This is a genomic window from Amycolatopsis sp. NPDC054798, assembly GCF_053611505.1.
The window spans coordinates 94,425-109,665 of the sequence record NZ_JBSHAM010000022.1; the positions used below are offsets into that span (position 1 = coordinate 94,425).

The 15,241-nt window shown below is 70.3% G+C and carries 15 protein-coding genes; 9 read left to right on the plus strand and 6 right to left on the minus strand.

From position 1 onward, the window contains the following. Positions 1 to 4: 4 nt before the first annotated feature. On the plus strand, positions 5 to 1,834 hold the full coding sequence (locus tag ACWGIC_RS16505; RefSeq protein ID WP_452076780.1) for a beta-galactosidase: 1,830 nt from the start codon (positions 5 to 7) through the stop codon (positions 1,832 to 1,834). A gap of 15 nt (positions 1,835 to 1,849) precedes the next feature. On the opposite strand, the gene ACWGIC_RS16510 is transcribed toward ACWGIC_RS16505, so the two are convergent. Then, positions 1,850 to 2,860, minus strand: a complete 1,011-nt coding sequence (locus ACWGIC_RS16510) for a hypothetical protein (RefSeq protein ID WP_452076781.1) — start codon at positions 2,858 to 2,860, stop codon at positions 1,850 to 1,852. A 646-nt stretch (positions 2,861 to 3,506) separates the two neighbouring features. Here ACWGIC_RS16510 and ACWGIC_RS16515 point away from each other — a divergent pair. Further along, the gene (locus ACWGIC_RS16515; protein WP_452076782.1) at positions 3,507 to 4,415 is read left to right on the plus strand and encodes a hypothetical protein; all 909 of its coding nucleotides are present in this window, start codon (positions 3,507 to 3,509) and stop codon (positions 4,413 to 4,415) included. 18 nt (positions 4,416 to 4,433) lie between these two features. Here ACWGIC_RS16515 and ACWGIC_RS16520 read toward each other — a convergent pair whose 3' ends face one another. Further along, positions 4,434 to 4,916: an Lrp/AsnC family transcriptional regulator gene (locus ACWGIC_RS16520; protein ID WP_452076783.1), complete on the minus strand. Its 483-nt coding sequence runs from the start codon at positions 4,914 to 4,916 to the stop codon at positions 4,434 to 4,436. Positions 4,917 to 4,977: 61 nt separating this feature from the next. Between ACWGIC_RS16520 and ACWGIC_RS16525 the strand changes: the two genes are divergently transcribed. Continuing rightward, a complete protein-coding gene (locus ACWGIC_RS16525) occupies positions 4,978 to 5,994 on the plus strand; it encodes a Glu/Leu/Phe/Val dehydrogenase dimerization domain-containing protein (protein WP_452076784.1) in 1,017 nt (338 codons plus the stop codon). A 60-nt stretch (positions 5,995 to 6,054) separates the two neighbouring features. Here the strand turns inward: ACWGIC_RS16525 and ACWGIC_RS16530 are convergent, their stop codons facing one another. Continuing rightward, on the minus strand, positions 6,055 to 6,267 hold the full coding sequence (locus tag ACWGIC_RS16530) for a hypothetical protein (protein WP_452076795.1): 213 nt from the start codon (positions 6,265 to 6,267) through the stop codon (positions 6,055 to 6,057). Between the two features lie 278 nt (positions 6,268 to 6,545). On the opposite strand from ACWGIC_RS16530, the gene ACWGIC_RS16535 reads away from it, so the two are divergent. Both ACWGIC_RS16535 and ACWGIC_RS16540 read left to right on the plus strand, forming a co-directional pair. After that, entirely contained in the window at positions 6,546 to 6,923 is a 378-nt protein-coding gene (locus ACWGIC_RS16535) for an STAS domain-containing protein (protein ID WP_452076785.1), read from the plus strand. A 144-nt stretch (positions 6,924 to 7,067) separates the two neighbouring features. Next, on the plus strand, positions 7,068 to 8,030 hold the full coding sequence (locus tag ACWGIC_RS16540; protein WP_452076794.1) for a TIGR03557 family F420-dependent LLM class oxidoreductase: 963 nt from the start codon (positions 7,068 to 7,070) through the stop codon (positions 8,028 to 8,030). A gap of 76 nt (positions 8,031 to 8,106) precedes the next feature. Here the strand turns inward: ACWGIC_RS16540 and ACWGIC_RS16545 are convergent, their stop codons facing one another. Both ACWGIC_RS16545 and ACWGIC_RS16550 read right to left on the minus strand, forming a co-directional pair. After that, positions 8,107 to 9,198 carry an Rv2629 family ribosome hibernation factor gene (locus tag ACWGIC_RS16545; protein ID WP_452076786.1) on the minus strand — a complete coding sequence of 364 codons (1,092 nt, stop codon included), beginning with the start codon at positions 9,196 to 9,198 and terminating at the stop codon, positions 8,107 to 8,109. Positions 9,199 to 9,225: 27 nt separating this feature from the next. Further along, positions 9,226 to 10,518 (minus strand): NAD(P)/FAD-dependent oxidoreductase, encoded by a 1,293-nt coding sequence (locus ACWGIC_RS16550; RefSeq protein WP_452076787.1) that lies wholly within the window; start codon positions 10,516 to 10,518, stop codon positions 9,226 to 9,228. Between the two features lie 114 nt (positions 10,519 to 10,632). On the opposite strand from ACWGIC_RS16550, the gene ACWGIC_RS16555 reads away from it, so the two are divergent. Together ACWGIC_RS16555 and ACWGIC_RS16560 are read left to right on the plus strand one after the other, a co-directional pair. Beyond that, positions 10,633 to 11,094: an SRPBCC family protein gene (locus ACWGIC_RS16555; protein WP_452076788.1), complete on the plus strand. Its 462-nt coding sequence runs from the start codon at positions 10,633 to 10,635 to the stop codon at positions 11,092 to 11,094. 146 nt (positions 11,095 to 11,240) lie between these two features. Next, the gene (locus ACWGIC_RS16560) at positions 11,241 to 11,747 is read left to right on the plus strand and encodes a type 1 glutamine amidotransferase domain-containing protein (RefSeq protein WP_452076789.1); all 507 of its coding nucleotides are present in this window, start codon (positions 11,241 to 11,243) and stop codon (positions 11,745 to 11,747) included. A gap of 3 nt (positions 11,748 to 11,750) precedes the next feature. Here ACWGIC_RS16560 and ACWGIC_RS16565 read toward each other — a convergent pair whose 3' ends face one another. Then, the gene (locus ACWGIC_RS16565; RefSeq protein ID WP_452076790.1) at positions 11,751 to 13,313 is read right to left on the minus strand and encodes a cytochrome P450; all 1,563 of its coding nucleotides are present in this window, start codon (positions 13,311 to 13,313) and stop codon (positions 11,751 to 11,753) included. A 153-nt stretch (positions 13,314 to 13,466) separates the two neighbouring features. Here ACWGIC_RS16565 and ACWGIC_RS16570 point away from each other — a divergent pair, with 153 nt between their 5' ends. Together ACWGIC_RS16570 and ACWGIC_RS16575 are read left to right on the plus strand one after the other, a co-directional pair. Continuing rightward, entirely contained in the window at positions 13,467 to 13,868 is a 402-nt protein-coding gene (locus ACWGIC_RS16570; protein ID WP_452076791.1) for an STAS domain-containing protein, read from the plus strand. Between the two features lie 207 nt (positions 13,869 to 14,075). Beyond that, the gene (locus ACWGIC_RS16575) at positions 14,076 to 15,125 is read left to right on the plus strand and encodes a GAF and ANTAR domain-containing protein (protein WP_452076792.1); all 1,050 of its coding nucleotides are present in this window, start codon (positions 14,076 to 14,078) and stop codon (positions 15,123 to 15,125) included. Positions 15,126 to 15,241 lie beyond the last annotated feature (116 nt).

Genomic DNA, 15,241 nt, shown 5'->3' on the forward strand with positions numbered 1-15,241 from the left:
AGGGATGGACGTGAGCAGGAGGAGCTTTCTCGGCGGCGCGGCCGCGGTCGCCGCGAGCACGGTGTTCGCCGGACCGGCGGGCGCGGCCGGACGGCGCGGGCTGAGCGTGTCCGGAGACCAGTTTTTGCTGGACGGCAAGCCGTTCCAGATCGTGTCCGGCGCGATCCACTACTTCCGGTTGCGCCCGGACCAGTGGCGCGACCGGCTGTCGCGGCTCAAAGCGCTCGGCCTCAACACCGTCGAAACGTATGTGGCCTGGAATTTCCACCAGCCGACGCCGGGCCGGGCCGATTTCCGCGGTCCCCGCGATCTCGCGGCGTTCATCCGGCTCGCCGGGGAACTCGGCTTCCAGGTCATCGTCCGCCCGAGCCCGTACATCTGCGCGGAATGGGAATTCGGCGGCCTGCCCGCCTGGCTGCTCGCGGATCGGAACATGGAACTGCGGTGCGCCGACCCGGCTTATCTCCGGGCTGTCGACGCGTGGTACGACCAGCTGATCCCGCAGCTCGCCCCGCTGGAGGCGCAGCACGGCGGGCCGGTTGTGGCCGTGCAGATCGAAAACGAGTACGGCAGCTACGGCAACGATACGAGCTATCTCGCGCACCTGCGGGACAGCCTCCGGTCGCGCGGCATAACGAGCCTTCTTTTCGTCGCCGACGGCGCGTCCGAGTTCTTCATGCGCTTCGGCGAGCTGCCGGGCACCTTGGAGGTCGGAACCGGCGACGGCGATCCGGCTCCGAGCGTCGCCGCGCTGAAAGCGTTCCGTCCCGGAGCCCCGGTGATGATGGCGGAATACTGGGACGGCTGGTTCGACCACTGGGGCGAAGCGCACCACACCACCGATCCCCGGCAAACCGCCGCGCACATCGACCAGCTGCTGGCCACGGGCGCGTCCGTGAACCTGTACATGGCCTGCGGCGGCACCAACTACGGCTTCACTGCTGGCGCCAACACCTCCGGCCTGCAATACCAGCCCACCGTGACCAGCTACGACTACGATTCCCCGGTCGGCGAGGCAGGCGACACGGGTGCGAAGTTCACCGCGCTGCAAGCCGTCCTTGCCAAGTACACCAAGCAACCTGTCGTTCCTCCGCCCGCGCGCTCGCCGCGGCTGCCGGCGCAAACAGCGACTCCCTCCGGCTCGGTGTCTCTTTTGGACTCGCTGCCCGCACTGTCCACTGTGGTTCGCTCGGCGCAACCGGTGTCCATGGAACGGCTGGGCCAGTCGACCGGCCTGATCCACTACCGCACCACCGTGCAAGGCCCGCATTCCGGCCCGCTGAACATCCACGGCCTGGCGGACCGGGCGCTGGTGTTCGCCGACGGGGTGCAGCTGGGCGTGCTGGACCGCAACCGTCCGGACGCGACACTGGACCTGAAACTGGAGAAACCGCGGACGCGGCTGGACATCCTGGTCGACACCATGGGCCGGGTGAACTACGGGCCGTACCTCGCGGACCGCAAGGGCATCGACGGCTGGGTCGCGATGAACACCCAGCAGAAACTGTTCGGCTGGGAGATCCGGCCGCTGCCGCTGGACGACCTTTCCCGGCTGCGGTTCTCCTCCGCGAAACCCGGAGCCGGCCCGGTTTTCCACCGCGCCATCGCGATGGTCGACGCCCCGGCGGACGGTTTCGTGGCCCTGCCCGGCTGGGAGAAGGGCGTCGTGTGGCTGAACGGCTTCAACCTCGGCCGGTATTGGAAGATCGGACCGCAGAAGACGCTGTACGCACCTAAGTCGTTGTGGCGGAAGGGCAAGAACGAACTGGTGGTGCTGGAACTGCACCAGCCCGGGACGGCGATCGAAATCCGCCCGGAGGCGGACCTGGGCTGACCGCGAGCCGGTCGGTCACGGCCGATAGTCGAGGATGGCTGCCTGGTAACCGAACGAGGCGAGCTTCTTCGGCGTGCCGCCGGTAAGCGGAACCGTGTACAGGGCTGAGCCGGTTTCGGTCCGGCCGAGGAAGGCGATCGTGGTGCCGTCCGGTGCTGGAGTCGCGTCGCCGATCTCGAGTTTGTCGTTCTCGAACAGCAGGGTCGGCTTCACCGTCCCGGCGGTCACGTCGAGGCGGTAGAGCTGCTTGCCGGCGTGTCCGATCAGGACAGTGTCGGTGACGAACGTGTCGGCCCTGATCTGGCTGGCCGCGTCTCCGGTGATCAAGAGCCCGCCGTCGGTGGAGTTGTTGTAGTCGCTGAGATGTTCGGGGGCCACCAGGACGAGTCCGGGGCGCGGGGTGACGAGGGCGCCCAGCGTCCCGGCCCGGTTGACGGTGCGGTGCACGGTCAGCACGGGCGCGGTGCTGGCGGCCAGGTTGGCTTTCGCTTTGCCGGGGCCGCCCAGCGACTCGGCGGTCAGTCCTTCCTGGTCGAACTTCTTCGCGAGCGCGGACTCGTCGCGGGAGTTCTTCCCGTCCGGGTCGACCGACGTCAGCGTCGAGGTGTTCTTGGTCGTGTGCCAGAAGTAGACGCGGTTGCTGGCGGCGTGGTAGTTCGGGAACTCGTCCGATGTGGTGACGAGATCGTCCGCGGACGCGGCGGGGGAAAGCTGGGTGTAGGCGCCGTGCGCGTCCAGCCAGCCCAGACTGGTGTTCTTCGCCGCGTCCTGCTGCGTCGCCAGGAGCCGGGTGAAGTCGTGGTCGAACCCGTTCCGCTGGGCGGTGCCGTTTTCCGCGAAAAGGTCGGGGCGGAGCGTGAGGCTCGAACAGGAAGTTCGCGGCGACGGGCCTGGCGTTCCCGGCACGTCCAGGTGAAAGGCCGAGCTTGCGGTCGTCTGTCCGCTGTCCGGTTGATAACCGGCGACTGTCAGCGTCGCGCCCGAAGTGGTGGCTTCGCCGCAACTCGCGACGACGATCCCCGACAAGACGCCAGGCGCGGCCGGTTTCGTGGTCGTCGGAGGAGCTGCGGTCGATCCGGCGGCCGGACTCGTCGCGGGCGGAGGGGCTGCGGTCGTCGGTGCCGTCCCAGAACATCCGGCTAGTGCGGCAACGAGCGCCGCTGAGATCAGAACTTGTGCGCTGTGCCGTATCTGTGGCATTGCTTGGCCTTTCCGCCCGGAACGTTGCCGCCGCGACCGGAGTCGGGCGTCGAGGACCCGGTGTTACGGCGGGAGGCCGCGATTAGGCTGTTCGGACGCACGCGGCGGGAAACCCCCCCTCAGCGCCCCAGCGTTTCGGAGACGAAGGTCTCTGCGGCCCAGTCAGCCCAATGGCCGCTAGGCTCGGCGCGGGACTGACAGGGGAGGTCAGGGTGACGGGGTTTACGACGCCGCGCAAACCGGTGGACGTCGCGAAGGTGTTTCCGGAACTCGCCGGGCTGGAGCGGACGACGGTGCGGCTGCATCCGTGGCAGGACACCGTGACAGTGCGGGATTCGTCGCTGGGCGGTCCGCTGCTGTGGCCCGCGGACGAGGCGTGGCCGGTGTGCTCGATCGACCATCCCGACCCGCGGCCGCTGACCAGCGCCGAGGGCGAGCGGCTGCAGGAGCGGCTGGGGAAGTCCGGGCGGAGATGTACGAGCATCCTGGGTCGCGCGATCTCCACGACGAATTCGCCAGACTGGAAACGGCCGTTCGCGAGCTGCGCCGCACGGAGTTCGCCGACGACCCGGCCGCCTCGCTGCCGATGGTGCCGGTCGCGCAGTTCTACGCACGGGACATCCCGGAGCTGCCGTTTCCGGACGGGACTGACGTGTGCCAGGTGCTGTGGTGCCCAACCGACCACGAGCCGCACTACGGTCCGAGGCCGCTGGTGCGGTGGCGGGACTCGGCGAGCGTGACCGAGGTCAGCGCGGCGGCGAAGCCGGATCTCGAGCTCAGCGACGAGGAAAGCCTGCCGTCGCCGTGCCGGATCTCGCCGGAGCGGGTGACGGAATTCCCGCATTGGGACGATCTGCCCTCCGCCGGGGTGCGGGCCCGGATCGAGGAGTGGGAAAAAGACAAGGACTGGACGTACTTCGAGCATCTGTCGGTCGCGCCGGGTTCGAAGGTCGGCGGCTGGATCGGCTGGGTGCAGTCCCCGTACTGGCCGGACTGCGAGCGCGGGCATCGCATGGACCACCTGCTCACCGTCTCCTCTTGCGAGAGCAGCAGCGCGGGGTGGGAGACCTGGATGCCGCTTGAGGAACAGGCGGTCGCGACCTTCGTGAAGCAGGTGCGCTTCGCACTGGTCACCGGGGTGACCACGAGCCGGGAGATCGGGCTCGACGAAGAGTTCGACACCGCTGAGGCCTATTACAGCCTTTACGACGGCGCGAAGGTGGCGGTGGCGCCGGAAACGGTGAAGGAGAGGGTCCTCCCTGCTGACCGGAGCACGTCCGGCCGGCTGGATCTGATGCTGGGCGACTGCGGGGACGTGTACCTCTTCGTATGCCCGCATTGCCCGGACCGCCCCGTCGCGGTCGAATTCCAATGCTCCTGACTGTGCGCGAGCCGGACGTCACTGTTCCTCAGCGAGGTTTTCGATCGCCCGCTTCCGGCTGTGGTCGAACACGATCGAACTGCGGAACTGCACGACTTCCTTGCGGCTGCTGAGATCCTCGACGAGGAACGTGTGCAGCCGCGAGACGTCCGGGACCGCGACGTGCAGCAGGAAATCGTCGCCGCCGGCCAGGACGAAGACGGCCATCACCTCCGGCATGGCCAGCGCGTCGCGGCGGAACCGGTCGATGATCGGCTGGCTGAGCGGGCGGATCTGGGCGAACACCATGGCCTGCACCGACCTGCCGAGCGCGGGCAGGTCGACCTCGGCGTGGAAACCGGTCAGCACCCCGCGGGCCTGCAGCCTGCCGATCCGGTCGGAGCAGGTGGAGGCGGCGACGCCCACGCGGTCGGCCAGGTCGCGCATCGGGATGCGGGCGTCCTGCTGGAGTTCGTGGACGATGCGGCTGTCGATCCGATCCAGGTTCGGAAGTTCCGGCATTTGCCGAACATATCACCGTCACGACACCGTGCAGGGCGGCGGAAGAGGCAGGGTGGCGTTCGTGAACCGAACAGAGAGTTTCACTGGCGAGGCCTTGCGGGTCGTCCGCGGCGCACGGTCCGGAGTCGCGATCTCCGTGTCGATCCATTCGACGGCGCGGGGGCCCGCGATCGGCGGGTGCCGGATCAAGCCGTATCGCTCGTGGCGGGACGGGGCGGACGACGCACTGCGCTTGTCGGCGGCCATGACGATGAAGTGTGCGCTGGCCGGACTTCCTTACGGCGGCGGCAAAACTGTGGCTGCGCTGCCCGCTGAGGGGATGGCCTCGGTGCGGAGGCGCGACCTGATCCACGACATCGCCGAGGCGATAGCCGCGCTGGGCGGGCGCTACCGCGCGGGGCCGGACATCGGGTCGACGTCCGAGGACATGGCGGAGATTCACCGTCTCGCGCACGGCTGGGCGTTCTGCCGTCCGGAGGCGCAAGGCGGAAGCGGAACGTCGAGCGCGGCGACCGCGCGAGGAGTCTTGGCGGCGCTTCAGGCCGGTGTCGAGCCGGGCTCGGTCGCCGGGAAGCGCGTGGGCGTGATCGGGTTCGGGAGCGTCGGGCGGCTTGTCTGCCAGTCGCTGCTCGAACGCGGCGCGGAGGTCGTCGTGACGGACGTCGACAGCGGGCTCCGGCCGGTCGCGGAGCGTCTCGGCGCTGCCTGGACGACGGCGGACCTGGTGCGGGAACGGCTGGACGTGCTCGTGCCCGCCGCGACGGGCGGGTTGCTGACGGCGAAGTCGGCGGCGGTTTGCGGCGCGTCGCTGATCGTGGGGCCGGCGAACAACCAGCTCGTGGCCGACGAAGCCGCGATGGTGTTGCGGGACCGGGGAATCACGTGGATTCCGGATGTCGTCGCGAGTGCCGGAGGAATCATTCACGCAGTCGGCCGCGAGGAACTCGGAATGGACGAAGCGGCGGCGAACGCGAAGATCGACGCGATCGCCGACACGACAAAGGCGGTCCTGGCGCGCGCCCGCGAGCGAGGGCTGACGACGGTGCAGGCCGCGCGGGAGATGGCGGCGCTCGGCTGAACGAAGCGGGTCAGGGCTCCGAAGCCCGGAGCCCTGACCCGCCTTATCGCTTTCGCGGGATCAGTACCAATGCGCGCGGCCGCCGATCCGGCGCCCGGTCCCGCCGAGTACCGCGAGTATCGCTCCGATCACCACCAAGGCGATCCCGATGGTCCACAAAATCTGGATCGAGGTGATGAACCCGATCACCAGCAAAATGACGCCGAGAACAATCACGGGGAGAACCTCGTCTTTCTTCTCTCGGTGGGGAATGAGGGCGTTGGTCGTGCTCACTGCCTGGATACCCTCACTCGGACGAGTGAAACATCGGAACGGCAGGGAAATCCGGAACCACGCGTATTTCCGAGCCCGACGGTGAATTTGTCACTGAATTGATCGCTTCGAAGGCAACGGGTAAGGCAAATGGCGTAAGGAAGCGCGCGGCCGGGAATGCGGCCGCGGAACCGGACGAAGCGGACCGATCCCCGCGCGCCTGCGCCGCCGTGGCGGGACGGGCATCATGGGGTAGTGGCTGGCCTGCCGGCAGGGCAGGGGCGAACGACGACGGGACCATGACGATGGACGAGCCGACCGACCCCCGCGGCGATCCTGCGCCCGCGTTCCGCGTCGAGCGGGACGACCGGCCCCCGGCCGCGGTGCTGACGGTCCGCGGCGAGGTCGACATGGTCACCGCGCCGCTGCTGACCGCCGCGGTCGACGAGGCGCTGGCTGCCGCCCCGCCGGTGCTGGTGGTCGACCTCGCCGCGGTGGAGTTCCTGGCCTCGGCCGGGCTGACCGCGCTGGTGACCATGACCCAGGACCGGGCGGCCGGAGCCGTCCTGCGGATCGTCGCCTCCGGCCGGGCGACCCTGCGGCCCATCCAGCTCACCGGGCTGGAACAGAGCCTGCCGCTGTACCCGACGGTCGAGGCGGCGCTGGCCGCTTCCTGACCCGCGCGTCTCTTTCGGACAGACGGCGCGGGTGAACCCGGCCGAGACCGGGTATCCGGGCGGCGGAAAGAGGTTCCGGGGCGGTCGCGCCTGTCCGGCAAGCGCTGGCGCCCCGTGAAGCAGAGCCCGTCGAACGGGGAGAACATGCGCATCGGCTACACCTTGATGACTGAACAGACCGGGCCGCGCGAGCTGGTCGCCTGCGCGACCGCCGCGGAGCAGGCCGGATTCGACTTCGCGGCCTGCAGCGACCACTATTCGCCGTGGCTGGCCGAACAGGGGCACGCGCCCTACGCGTGGAGCGTGCTCGGCGCGGTGGCCCAGGCGACCGAGCAGATCGAACTCATGACGCTCGTCACCTGCCCGACGATGCGGTACCACCCGGTGGTGGTCGCGCAGAAAGCGGCGACCGTGCAGCTGCTGTCCGACGGCCGGTTCACCCTCGGGCTCGGCTCGGGGGAGAACCTGAACGAGCACGTCGTCGGCATGGGCTGGCCGTCGGTGTCGGTGCGGCACGACCGGCTCGCCGAGGCCGTGCAGATCATCGGCGGGCTGTTCGACGGCGGCACGTTCACCTACACGGGACAGCATTACCGGGCCGACGGGGCGAAACTCTGGGACTTGTCGCCGACGCGGGTGCCGATCGCGATCGCGGTGTCCGGCCCGAAGTCGGTGCAGCGGTTCGCGCCGGTGGCCGACGCGATGGTGGCGGTCGAGCCGGATGCGGACCTGTGCACGGATTGGGACCACGCCCGGCCCGGGCCGCCGACGCGCAAGATCGGCCAGCTGCCGGTCTGCTGGGACCTGGACCGGGGAGCGGCGATCCGGCGGGCGCACGAGCAGTTCCGCTGGTTCGGCTCGGGCTGGCCGGTGAACGCCGAGCTGCCGGGCACGCGGGCGTTCGACGCGGCGACCCAGTACGTGCGCGAGGACGACGTGGCGGCGGGGATCCCGTGCGGTCCGGACGCGGGGCCGATCGTGGAGGCGGCGAAGCAGTTCGCGCAGGCCGGGTTCACCGACCTGGCGCTGGTGCAGATCGGCGGCGCGGAGCACCAGCCGGAGTTCGCGAAGTTCGCGCAGCGGGAGCTGCTGCCCGCGTTGCGCTGATTTCCCGCTGGGCACAAGAGAAAGCCGGGCCCGGGTGCCTCGACACCCGGGCCCGGCCGTGTTCGCGGCCGCGCCGTCACGGATGGCGCAGCAACGCCCCGAATCCGTCCGTCAAGTCGAGCCGCTCGTCCATCACCACGACGTCCGCGCCGACCGCCACGGCCGCGTAAGGCAGAGCCTCGTCCGCGCGCCGGCGGGCCGGATCGGGTACCCCGAGCGCGTCCAGCCGGGGCTTGGCCACGCCTACCTGAGCCGGTTCCGCCCCGGCGTACACGCTGGCCTCGCCGGAGTCGCCGACCAGCAGCGTCGCCACGTTCGCCTCCGCGAGCGCGGCGGTGACGGCGGACAATCCGCTGACCGCCAGCGCCGATTCCCGGTTCGCTTCGGCGCGGAAGCGTTCGGCCAGGTCGTCCAGTTCGCGGAGCCGTTGCCCGGTAAGCAGTTCATGGATCGCCCGGTCCAGTTCGGACCGATCCGCACCGGACGCGCGGCCGCCCGCGTCGACCTCCGCGCTGAGCGAGCGGGCCGGTTCCGGCAGCCGCTCGTGCAATTCGGTGCGGGCCTGGACTTCGCCGGCCAGGACGATCGCTCGCGGCCCGACGCGTTCGGCGGCCTTCGCGACGTGCTCGGCGACTTCCGTGAGGTTGCGGTGAGCGGTCTGTTCGGCGTGCGACTGGATGTCGCGGTGCGCCGGACCGCCGCCGCGCACCTTGTGCACCGGATGGTCCTGCCCTCGCACGGTCTCGGTTTCCACGCTCCCGTCCGGCCGGTGCACCTCGATGTCGGCGCCGGTCCGGTCGACGAGCACCACCAGATGCGCGGGGATTTCGTCGAGATGGCTCACCGTCGGCAGGAAGTACGGCAGGTCGGAGTAGCGCGCCTCCTGCGCCGGCGGCGGAGCCGCGAGCCGCCGGTCGAGCAGCACGGAGCCGTGTGCGGCCACGATGGTGCGCCCGGCCCGGCCGACCGGCGGGGAACTTTCCTCCGCGGCGCGGAGGACCGCCTCGACGGTCGGCCGGTCGGCGCCCTGGTCTTCGAGCGCGGCTTCGATTTCCTTGAGCCGCAACCGCAATTGCTTCGCCGCGTCCTCGGTGTCGTGCGATTCGTCGAAGTGCACCGAGACGAACGGTCCGTCGGTCAGCAGCGTGCGCAGTTCGTGGGTGTCCATTTCTTCCTCCCGTCGTTCGGGGCGGCGTCACCGGGTCCGGGGCAGCTCGGGCGAGGCCGTGTCCAGCGGCACCGCGCCGGAACGGACGAGGCCCAGTTGCACGGTCTGCCGCCGGTCGAGCGCTTCCAGCGCCCAGTCGGCGGCTGTGCGCAGGCGGTTTCCCGGCAGGGAGAGCAGGTGGTAGCCGCGGGTCACCAGCCGGGCGGGAAGGCCGGCCAGCGGGATGTGCAGCGGATTGGCCGCTCCCTGGCCCGAGCCGAGGTCGACGGCGAAGCCGAGGTCGTGGTGCCGGTACCGGCGTCGGTGGCCGACGCCGAGCGACGCGGCGACGTTGTGCCCGGCCAGTTTTCCTTGCCGCTGCGCGTGTTGCGCGGTCATCGGGGTGGTTTCGCCGGGACGCGTCAGATCCGGAACCGCCGCCGCGTCGCCGCAGGCGAACACGTCGTCGCGGCCCGGCACGTTCAGTTCCGGAGTGACGACCAGCCTGCCCTTCACGGTTTCCAGGCCCAGGCTGGAGACCAGCGGATCGGGACGGACGCCCACGCACCACACGAGGGTGTGCGTCGGCACCTCGTCGCCGGTGGTCAGTGTGACGCCTTCGACGTCCGCCTGGTCCACCGAGGTCTTCATTCGGACCTCGACGCCGCGCTCGCGCAGCACCCGGTCGGCGGTGGCGCCGAGCCGGGGGTCCAATTCGGGCAGCACGCGGTCGGCGATGTCCAGCAGCAGCCAGCGGATCGGCTGCCCGTCGAGTTCCGGGTGGCGGCGCGCGAGGGCGGCGGTGAACTGCGGGCCTTGCGCGGCGACCTCGGTTCCGGTGTAGCCCGCGCCGACGACCACGAACGTGCACCGGGCGTCGCGCTCGGCCTGGTCGTCGGTCGCGGCGGCCAGTTCGATCTGCCGGGTGACGTGGTCGCGGAGATACAGGGCTTCGGGCAGGCCGCGGAAACCGTGCGCGCATTCGGCGACACCGGGGATCGGCAGCAGCTTGTTGACACTCCCCGCGGCGAGGATCAGCCGGTCGTAGTGCAGTTTCCCCTCGCGGTCCTCCGGATCGGTGAACTTCACGGTACGGGAAGCGAAGTCGACCGACTCCGCGGTGCCCAGCACCAGCCGCACGCCGCGCAAAGTGTCCGGAATGGACACCGCGACGTGCCGGGGGTCGACGATCCCGCTGCCCACCTCCGGCAGCAGCGGCAGGTACAGGAAATAGTCGGTGGGGTTCAGCACGACGATCTCGGCGCGGTCGCCGAGAGTCCGCAGCAGCTTGTGCGCCGCGTGGTATCCGGCGAACCCGCCGCCGACGATCACGACTCGCATGGGCGCCTCCTTTCCGCTGAACGGGTACCCGGAGCGCGGCCGGGCAATCGCGCCGGTTTCGCCCCGCCGCGTCCCGGGCACCCGGGCCCGGTACCCGATCGCGAGGAGGACTGCATGAGCAGCACGATCACCGAAATCGTGGACGTGGACGTCCCGGTGTCCACCGCGTACAACCAGTGGACGCAGTTCGAATCGTTCCCCGAGTTCATGGAGGGCGTCGAGGAGATCCGCCAGCTCGACGCGACGCACACGCACTGGGTCACCCGCTTCGGCGGCGTCGGCCGGGAATTCGACGCGACCATCACCGAACAGCACCCGGACGAGCGGGTCGCGTGGCGCTCGGATTCCGGGCCGGACCACGCCGGGGTGATCACCTTCCACCGGCTGGCCGACACCAAGACACGGGTCACCGCGCAGATGGAGATCGACCCGGAGGGCTTCGCCGAGAACGCCGCCGACAAGCTCGGCATCCTGGACCGGCGCGTGAAGGGGGACATGCTGCGGTTCAAGCAGTTCATCGAACAGCGCGGACGCGAAACGGGGTCGTGGCGCGGCGACGTCGACCGGCCCAGCTGACGCGGCTTTCCCGCGGTTCCGCGATGACGCGCGGGAATGGGCATCGCGGAACCGCGGGCGTCGTGGGACACCGCACAGGCCGGCATGGCCCGGCCGGACGGCGGGTAACCGGGCGGGAGCGAACCCCGTTCAGAGAGGAGACCAGCATGGCCCGCGTGGCAGTGCTTGTGGACGAGATGACCGAGGACGACGAATTCCTGGTGCCGTGCGAGCGGTTGCGCTTGGCCGGGCACGAGCCGGTGGTGGTCGGTTTGGCGCGGGGCAAGAAGCTCACCGCCTTGCACGGCACCGAAATCACCACCGAGCAAGCCGTGGACGACGTGGCTGCGGCGGACTTCGACGCGGTCGTGGTGCCCGGCGGGTATTCGCCGGACAAGATCCGCACCAGCGAGCCGATGGTGGCGCTGGTCCGGGAAACGGCCGCCGCGGGCAAGCCGGTCGCGGCGGTGTGCCACGGCCCGTGGCTGCTGGCCGAATCCGGGCTGGCTCGCGGCCGGACCGTGACGTCGTGGCCGTCGTTGCAGACCGACCTGCGCAATGCCGGTGCGGAATGGGTGGACCGTGAAGTCGTGACGGACGACGGCGTGATCACGTCGCGCAATCCGGACGACTTGCCCGCGTTCTGTGACGCGCTGCTCGAACGGCTGAAGTAAGCCTCAGGACAGCGCGAATCGGATACCGAAGTGGTTGAGCGTCGCGGGGAGCCGCCCCGGCTGCAGGTCGGCGGCGGTGCCTCGCGGCGCGAAGCCCGTTAGGCGCAGCAAATTGGCGAGCAACGTCGAGGCGGTGAAGAGGACGACGTCGCGGCCCGGGCACACGCCGGGCCCGGCGCTGAACGGCACGAGCGCCGGATTGGCTTGGGCCCGGCCGTCCGTCCAAATGTCCGGGACGAAGGAATCGGCGTACGGCAAGGTTTCCGGGTCGCGGTGGAAGAACGGCGTGTAGATCAGAAAAGTCGTTCCCGCCGGGCCCCAAACGGTGTCTTCGTCGCTTTGCCGCAGCAGCGCGGGCGTGGTGGGCCAGAGCCGGATGGACTCCAGGACGCAGGCACGCAGATACGGAAGTTCTTGGGGCTGCGAGAGATCTGCTTCGGCGACTTCCCGGCGAGCCTCGGCCAGTTCGTCGGGATGCGTTGCCAGCAAAGCAAGGGTGCGGAGGGTGGCGATCGCGGCGGCGTCGAAAGCGAACAGCCAGTGCGGAACCTGTCCGGTCGGGTCGGCTTCCGGGTCGGCCGGCTGGTTCGCCATCGCCGCGCCGAGGCTGCCCGGGCGGTCCAGGCCGAGCTGACGGTCGAGCAGGGCCTGGAACTGGCGGCGCTGCTCGTCCCGGCGCGGATGCGCGAACGCCCAGTTCGCGTCGAGCCGCAGCTGGTCGAGAAGAGCGGTCACGCGCCGGTCGGCGGTGGTGTCGCCGCCGAGCACGATCTTGCGGATGATGGTCCAGAAATGTTCGGTGAACTGCGTCGCGTCCAGGTCGGGGAAACCGGAAAGCATTTCGTGCGCTTCGGTGCGGATCGTTTCCGCCCAGTACCCGGCGAGGTCGTGTGCGGCGCGGCCGGGTTCGAGGACGGTTTCGTTGAGTTTCCGCCTCCGGGCGCGAGTGGCGCCGCTGGAGATCAGCACGCCGTGCGGCTGGAAGTGGCGCAGGGCCGCGGCTTTTTCCGTGGTGTCCGGGCTGAACGGCGAGGGGGTGCCGGCCAGCAGCGCGCCGACGTGCTCCGCGTCGAGCACGAGGCGGAACGACCGGCCGGGCACCGGCAGATCGAGCGGGCCGGGGCCGTAGCGGGCGCGCAGATCGCGCAGCAGCCGGATCGCCGAGCGGTCGAGCCGCAGTTTCTGCGCCGCGGCCATCGCGCCGGGGCGGCGTTTGATCACTCCGATCCCGACCGTGGGGGCGACCACCCGCGCGACGACGCGCCCGGTGTCGCGGGCCGACGCCCGCTGGGGGCGGACGTCGGCCGGGGGCAGTTCGGACAAGTCCGGGCTCGCGGTCGCATGGGTGGTCGCCATGTTGTTCGGGTACCCGGGCCGGTCCGGCTGAAACGCTCGCGGCAAGGAAACCGGCAGCCGCGCCGGTGCGGCGGTTATAGTGAAGTCCATTGTGGACCATGCGGAATCGCTGGCAAGGGACGATTCCAGGGTGACGCCGCTCCGAAGCTGGCGGCGAAAGCGGCGTCCGGAACCGCCCGGATCGTCCACAGTGTCTTCGGCTGGATCCACGCACCGGGTGGTCGCGGGCAGTGCGCTGCGGTACGGTCGGAGCAGGAGCGGTTCAGCCCACGTGCCGTCGCCTGTCCCGATGTGGCCCGTTGTCCCGGGTCCAGGGCCGGGCCGTGCACATCGGCCCGGTCTCGCATCTGCGAGGAGGGCTCGATGCACGAAACGCTTGCTTACCTGCCGGGGAAACCGGCGGGCACCCTGATCACCGCCACCGCCGGCGAAACTGTCGTCACGGTGTCCGCGGAACTGGATCTTCGCTCCACCACCCGGCTTCGCGACGCGTTGTCCGACGAAACCGCCCTGAGGCCGCGCGCATTGATCGTCGACGTCACCAGTGTGACGTTCTGCTCGGTCAGCGGGCTCGAAGTGCTGATGCGCGCCGCGCGGGCGGCCGGGGCGGCGGGAGTCCCGTTCGTTCTGGTGGCCAGCCAGCGCGCGGTGCTGCGGCCGCTGCGGGTTCTCGGCCTCGACAAGGAGCTGCGGGTGGTCGAACGCCTCGCCGACGCCGTCGGAGCGGGCGCCGCCGCGCGCGACCTCGCCGCTGAGGTCGGTTAGCCGTACCGGCCCGGTCCGGCCCCTCCGGTTTTCCGGAGGGGCCGGATCCGTGCCCGGAAGTCCGTGAAACGCGACGTGGCCGGCACTGGGAGTCACGGCTCCGGTCGTCCGGCCGCGCGCACCGGCGGAGGGGTGCGCGTCCGGTCCGCGACCCGGGTATTTTGGCAGGCGCGCCTGCCGGGTGGCCGTGCTGGCGGGGAGGGAATCGTGGAAAGAGGAAGCGGAGCGTCGGTCGACTATTCGGCTGTGGTGCGGCTGAGCGGAGACCCGGGCGAGTTGCGCTCCGAAGTGGGCGAGGTGCTGTCCGCGGAACCGCGGATGGTGGTTTTCGAGGTGAGCGAGCTGACCTCGTTCTCGAGCGAGGACCTCGCCGCGCTGCGCGAGACGGCCAAGCCGAGCGAAGCGGTGTTCGCCTGCCGGGAAGGCGGGGTGGCCCGCCAGGTGCTCGAAGAGGAGGGCGTGCCGGTCGCCGATTCCGCGTCCGCCGCGATGGCGTTCGAGGACGAGTCGCGGAGGCTGTCCGGCGGGCGGTTCCGGTCGCTCACCGAGATGCTCCTGGCCGCGCAGACCGTCGGCGAGGTCCTGCAGCTGATCGTGGACGCGACCGCGTCGCTGGTGCCCGCCGCCGAACTGGTGTCGATCACGCTGCGCGGCCCGGACGGGAACTTCCACACCGCCGCCTACACCGATCCGAAGGCCGCCGGGCTGGACGTGCTGCAGTACAAGCTGGGCGAAGGCCCGTGCCACGACGCCGCGCTGCCGGACCGCCCCGAATTCCTCGAATGCCCCGACCTGCGCAGCGACGGCCAGTGGCCGCAATGGTCCCCGGCGGCGGCCGAGCTGGGCTGGCGCGCGGTGCTGGCCACGGCACTGGTCGACGACGCCGTGCCCCGCTTCTCCGGTGCGCTCAACCTCTACTCCCGCGTTCCCGGCGGGCTGAGCGACGCCGACCGCGAGGTCGTGCTCCTCCTGGCCAGCCACGCGAGCCTCGCGGTGGCCGAAACGGACGCGGTGACCCGCAGCGAGCTGAACCAGGCGCAGCTGCGGCGCGCGCTGGACAGCCGGGACGTGATCGGCCAGGCGAAGGGCATCATCATGGCGCGCCGGGGACTGGACGCGGAGGAGGCGTTCGACCTGCTGCGCCGGACTTCGCAGCAGCTGAACGTGAAGCTGGTGCACCTGGCGGGGACGCTCGCCTCGCGGCACGAGGAGCTGGACGGGCCGGTCGCGGAGATGGGGGAGCCGGACCCGGTCTGAAGCACAATGCCAGGAATTCACGCCGCGGCGGACCGCTCGGCTGCTCATCGTCTGATCGCATCCCTGCGTCCGTGAAGGGCCCCCAGAGGGTCTCAGATTAAAACAAAAGGGCCACG

Bases quoted from the DNA above. Each gene is read 5' to 3' on its own strand.
- ACWGIC_RS16505 (WP_452076780.1), top strand. From the start codon at position 5: ATGGACGTGAGCAGGAGGAGCTTTCTCGGCGGCGCGGCCGCGGTCGCC.
- ACWGIC_RS16515 (WP_452076782.1), top strand. From the start codon at position 3,507: ATGTACGAGCATCCTGGGTCGCGCGATCTCCACGACGAATTCGCCAGA.
- ACWGIC_RS16520 (WP_452076783.1), bottom strand. From the start codon at position 4,916: ATGCCGGAACTTCCGAACCTGGATCGGATCGACAGCCGCATCGTCCAC.
- ACWGIC_RS16535 (WP_452076785.1), top strand. From the start codon at position 6,546: ATGACGATGGACGAGCCGACCGACCCCCGCGGCGATCCTGCGCCCGCG.
- ACWGIC_RS16540 (WP_452076794.1), top strand. From the start codon at position 7,068: ATGCGCATCGGCTACACCTTGATGACTGAACAGACCGGGCCGCGCGAG.
- ACWGIC_RS16545 (WP_452076786.1), bottom strand. From the start codon at position 9,198: ATGGACACCCACGAACTGCGCACGCTGCTGACCGACGGACCGTTCGTC.
- ACWGIC_RS16550 (WP_452076787.1), bottom strand. From the start codon at position 10,518: ATGCGAGTCGTGATCGTCGGCGGCGGGTTCGCCGGATACCACGCGGCG.
- ACWGIC_RS16555 (WP_452076788.1), top strand. From the start codon at position 10,633: ATGAGCAGCACGATCACCGAAATCGTGGACGTGGACGTCCCGGTGTCC.
- ACWGIC_RS16560 (WP_452076789.1), top strand. From the start codon at position 11,241: ATGGCCCGCGTGGCAGTGCTTGTGGACGAGATGACCGAGGACGACGAA.
- ACWGIC_RS16570 (WP_452076791.1), top strand. From the start codon at position 13,467: ATGCACGAAACGCTTGCTTACCTGCCGGGGAAACCGGCGGGCACCCTG.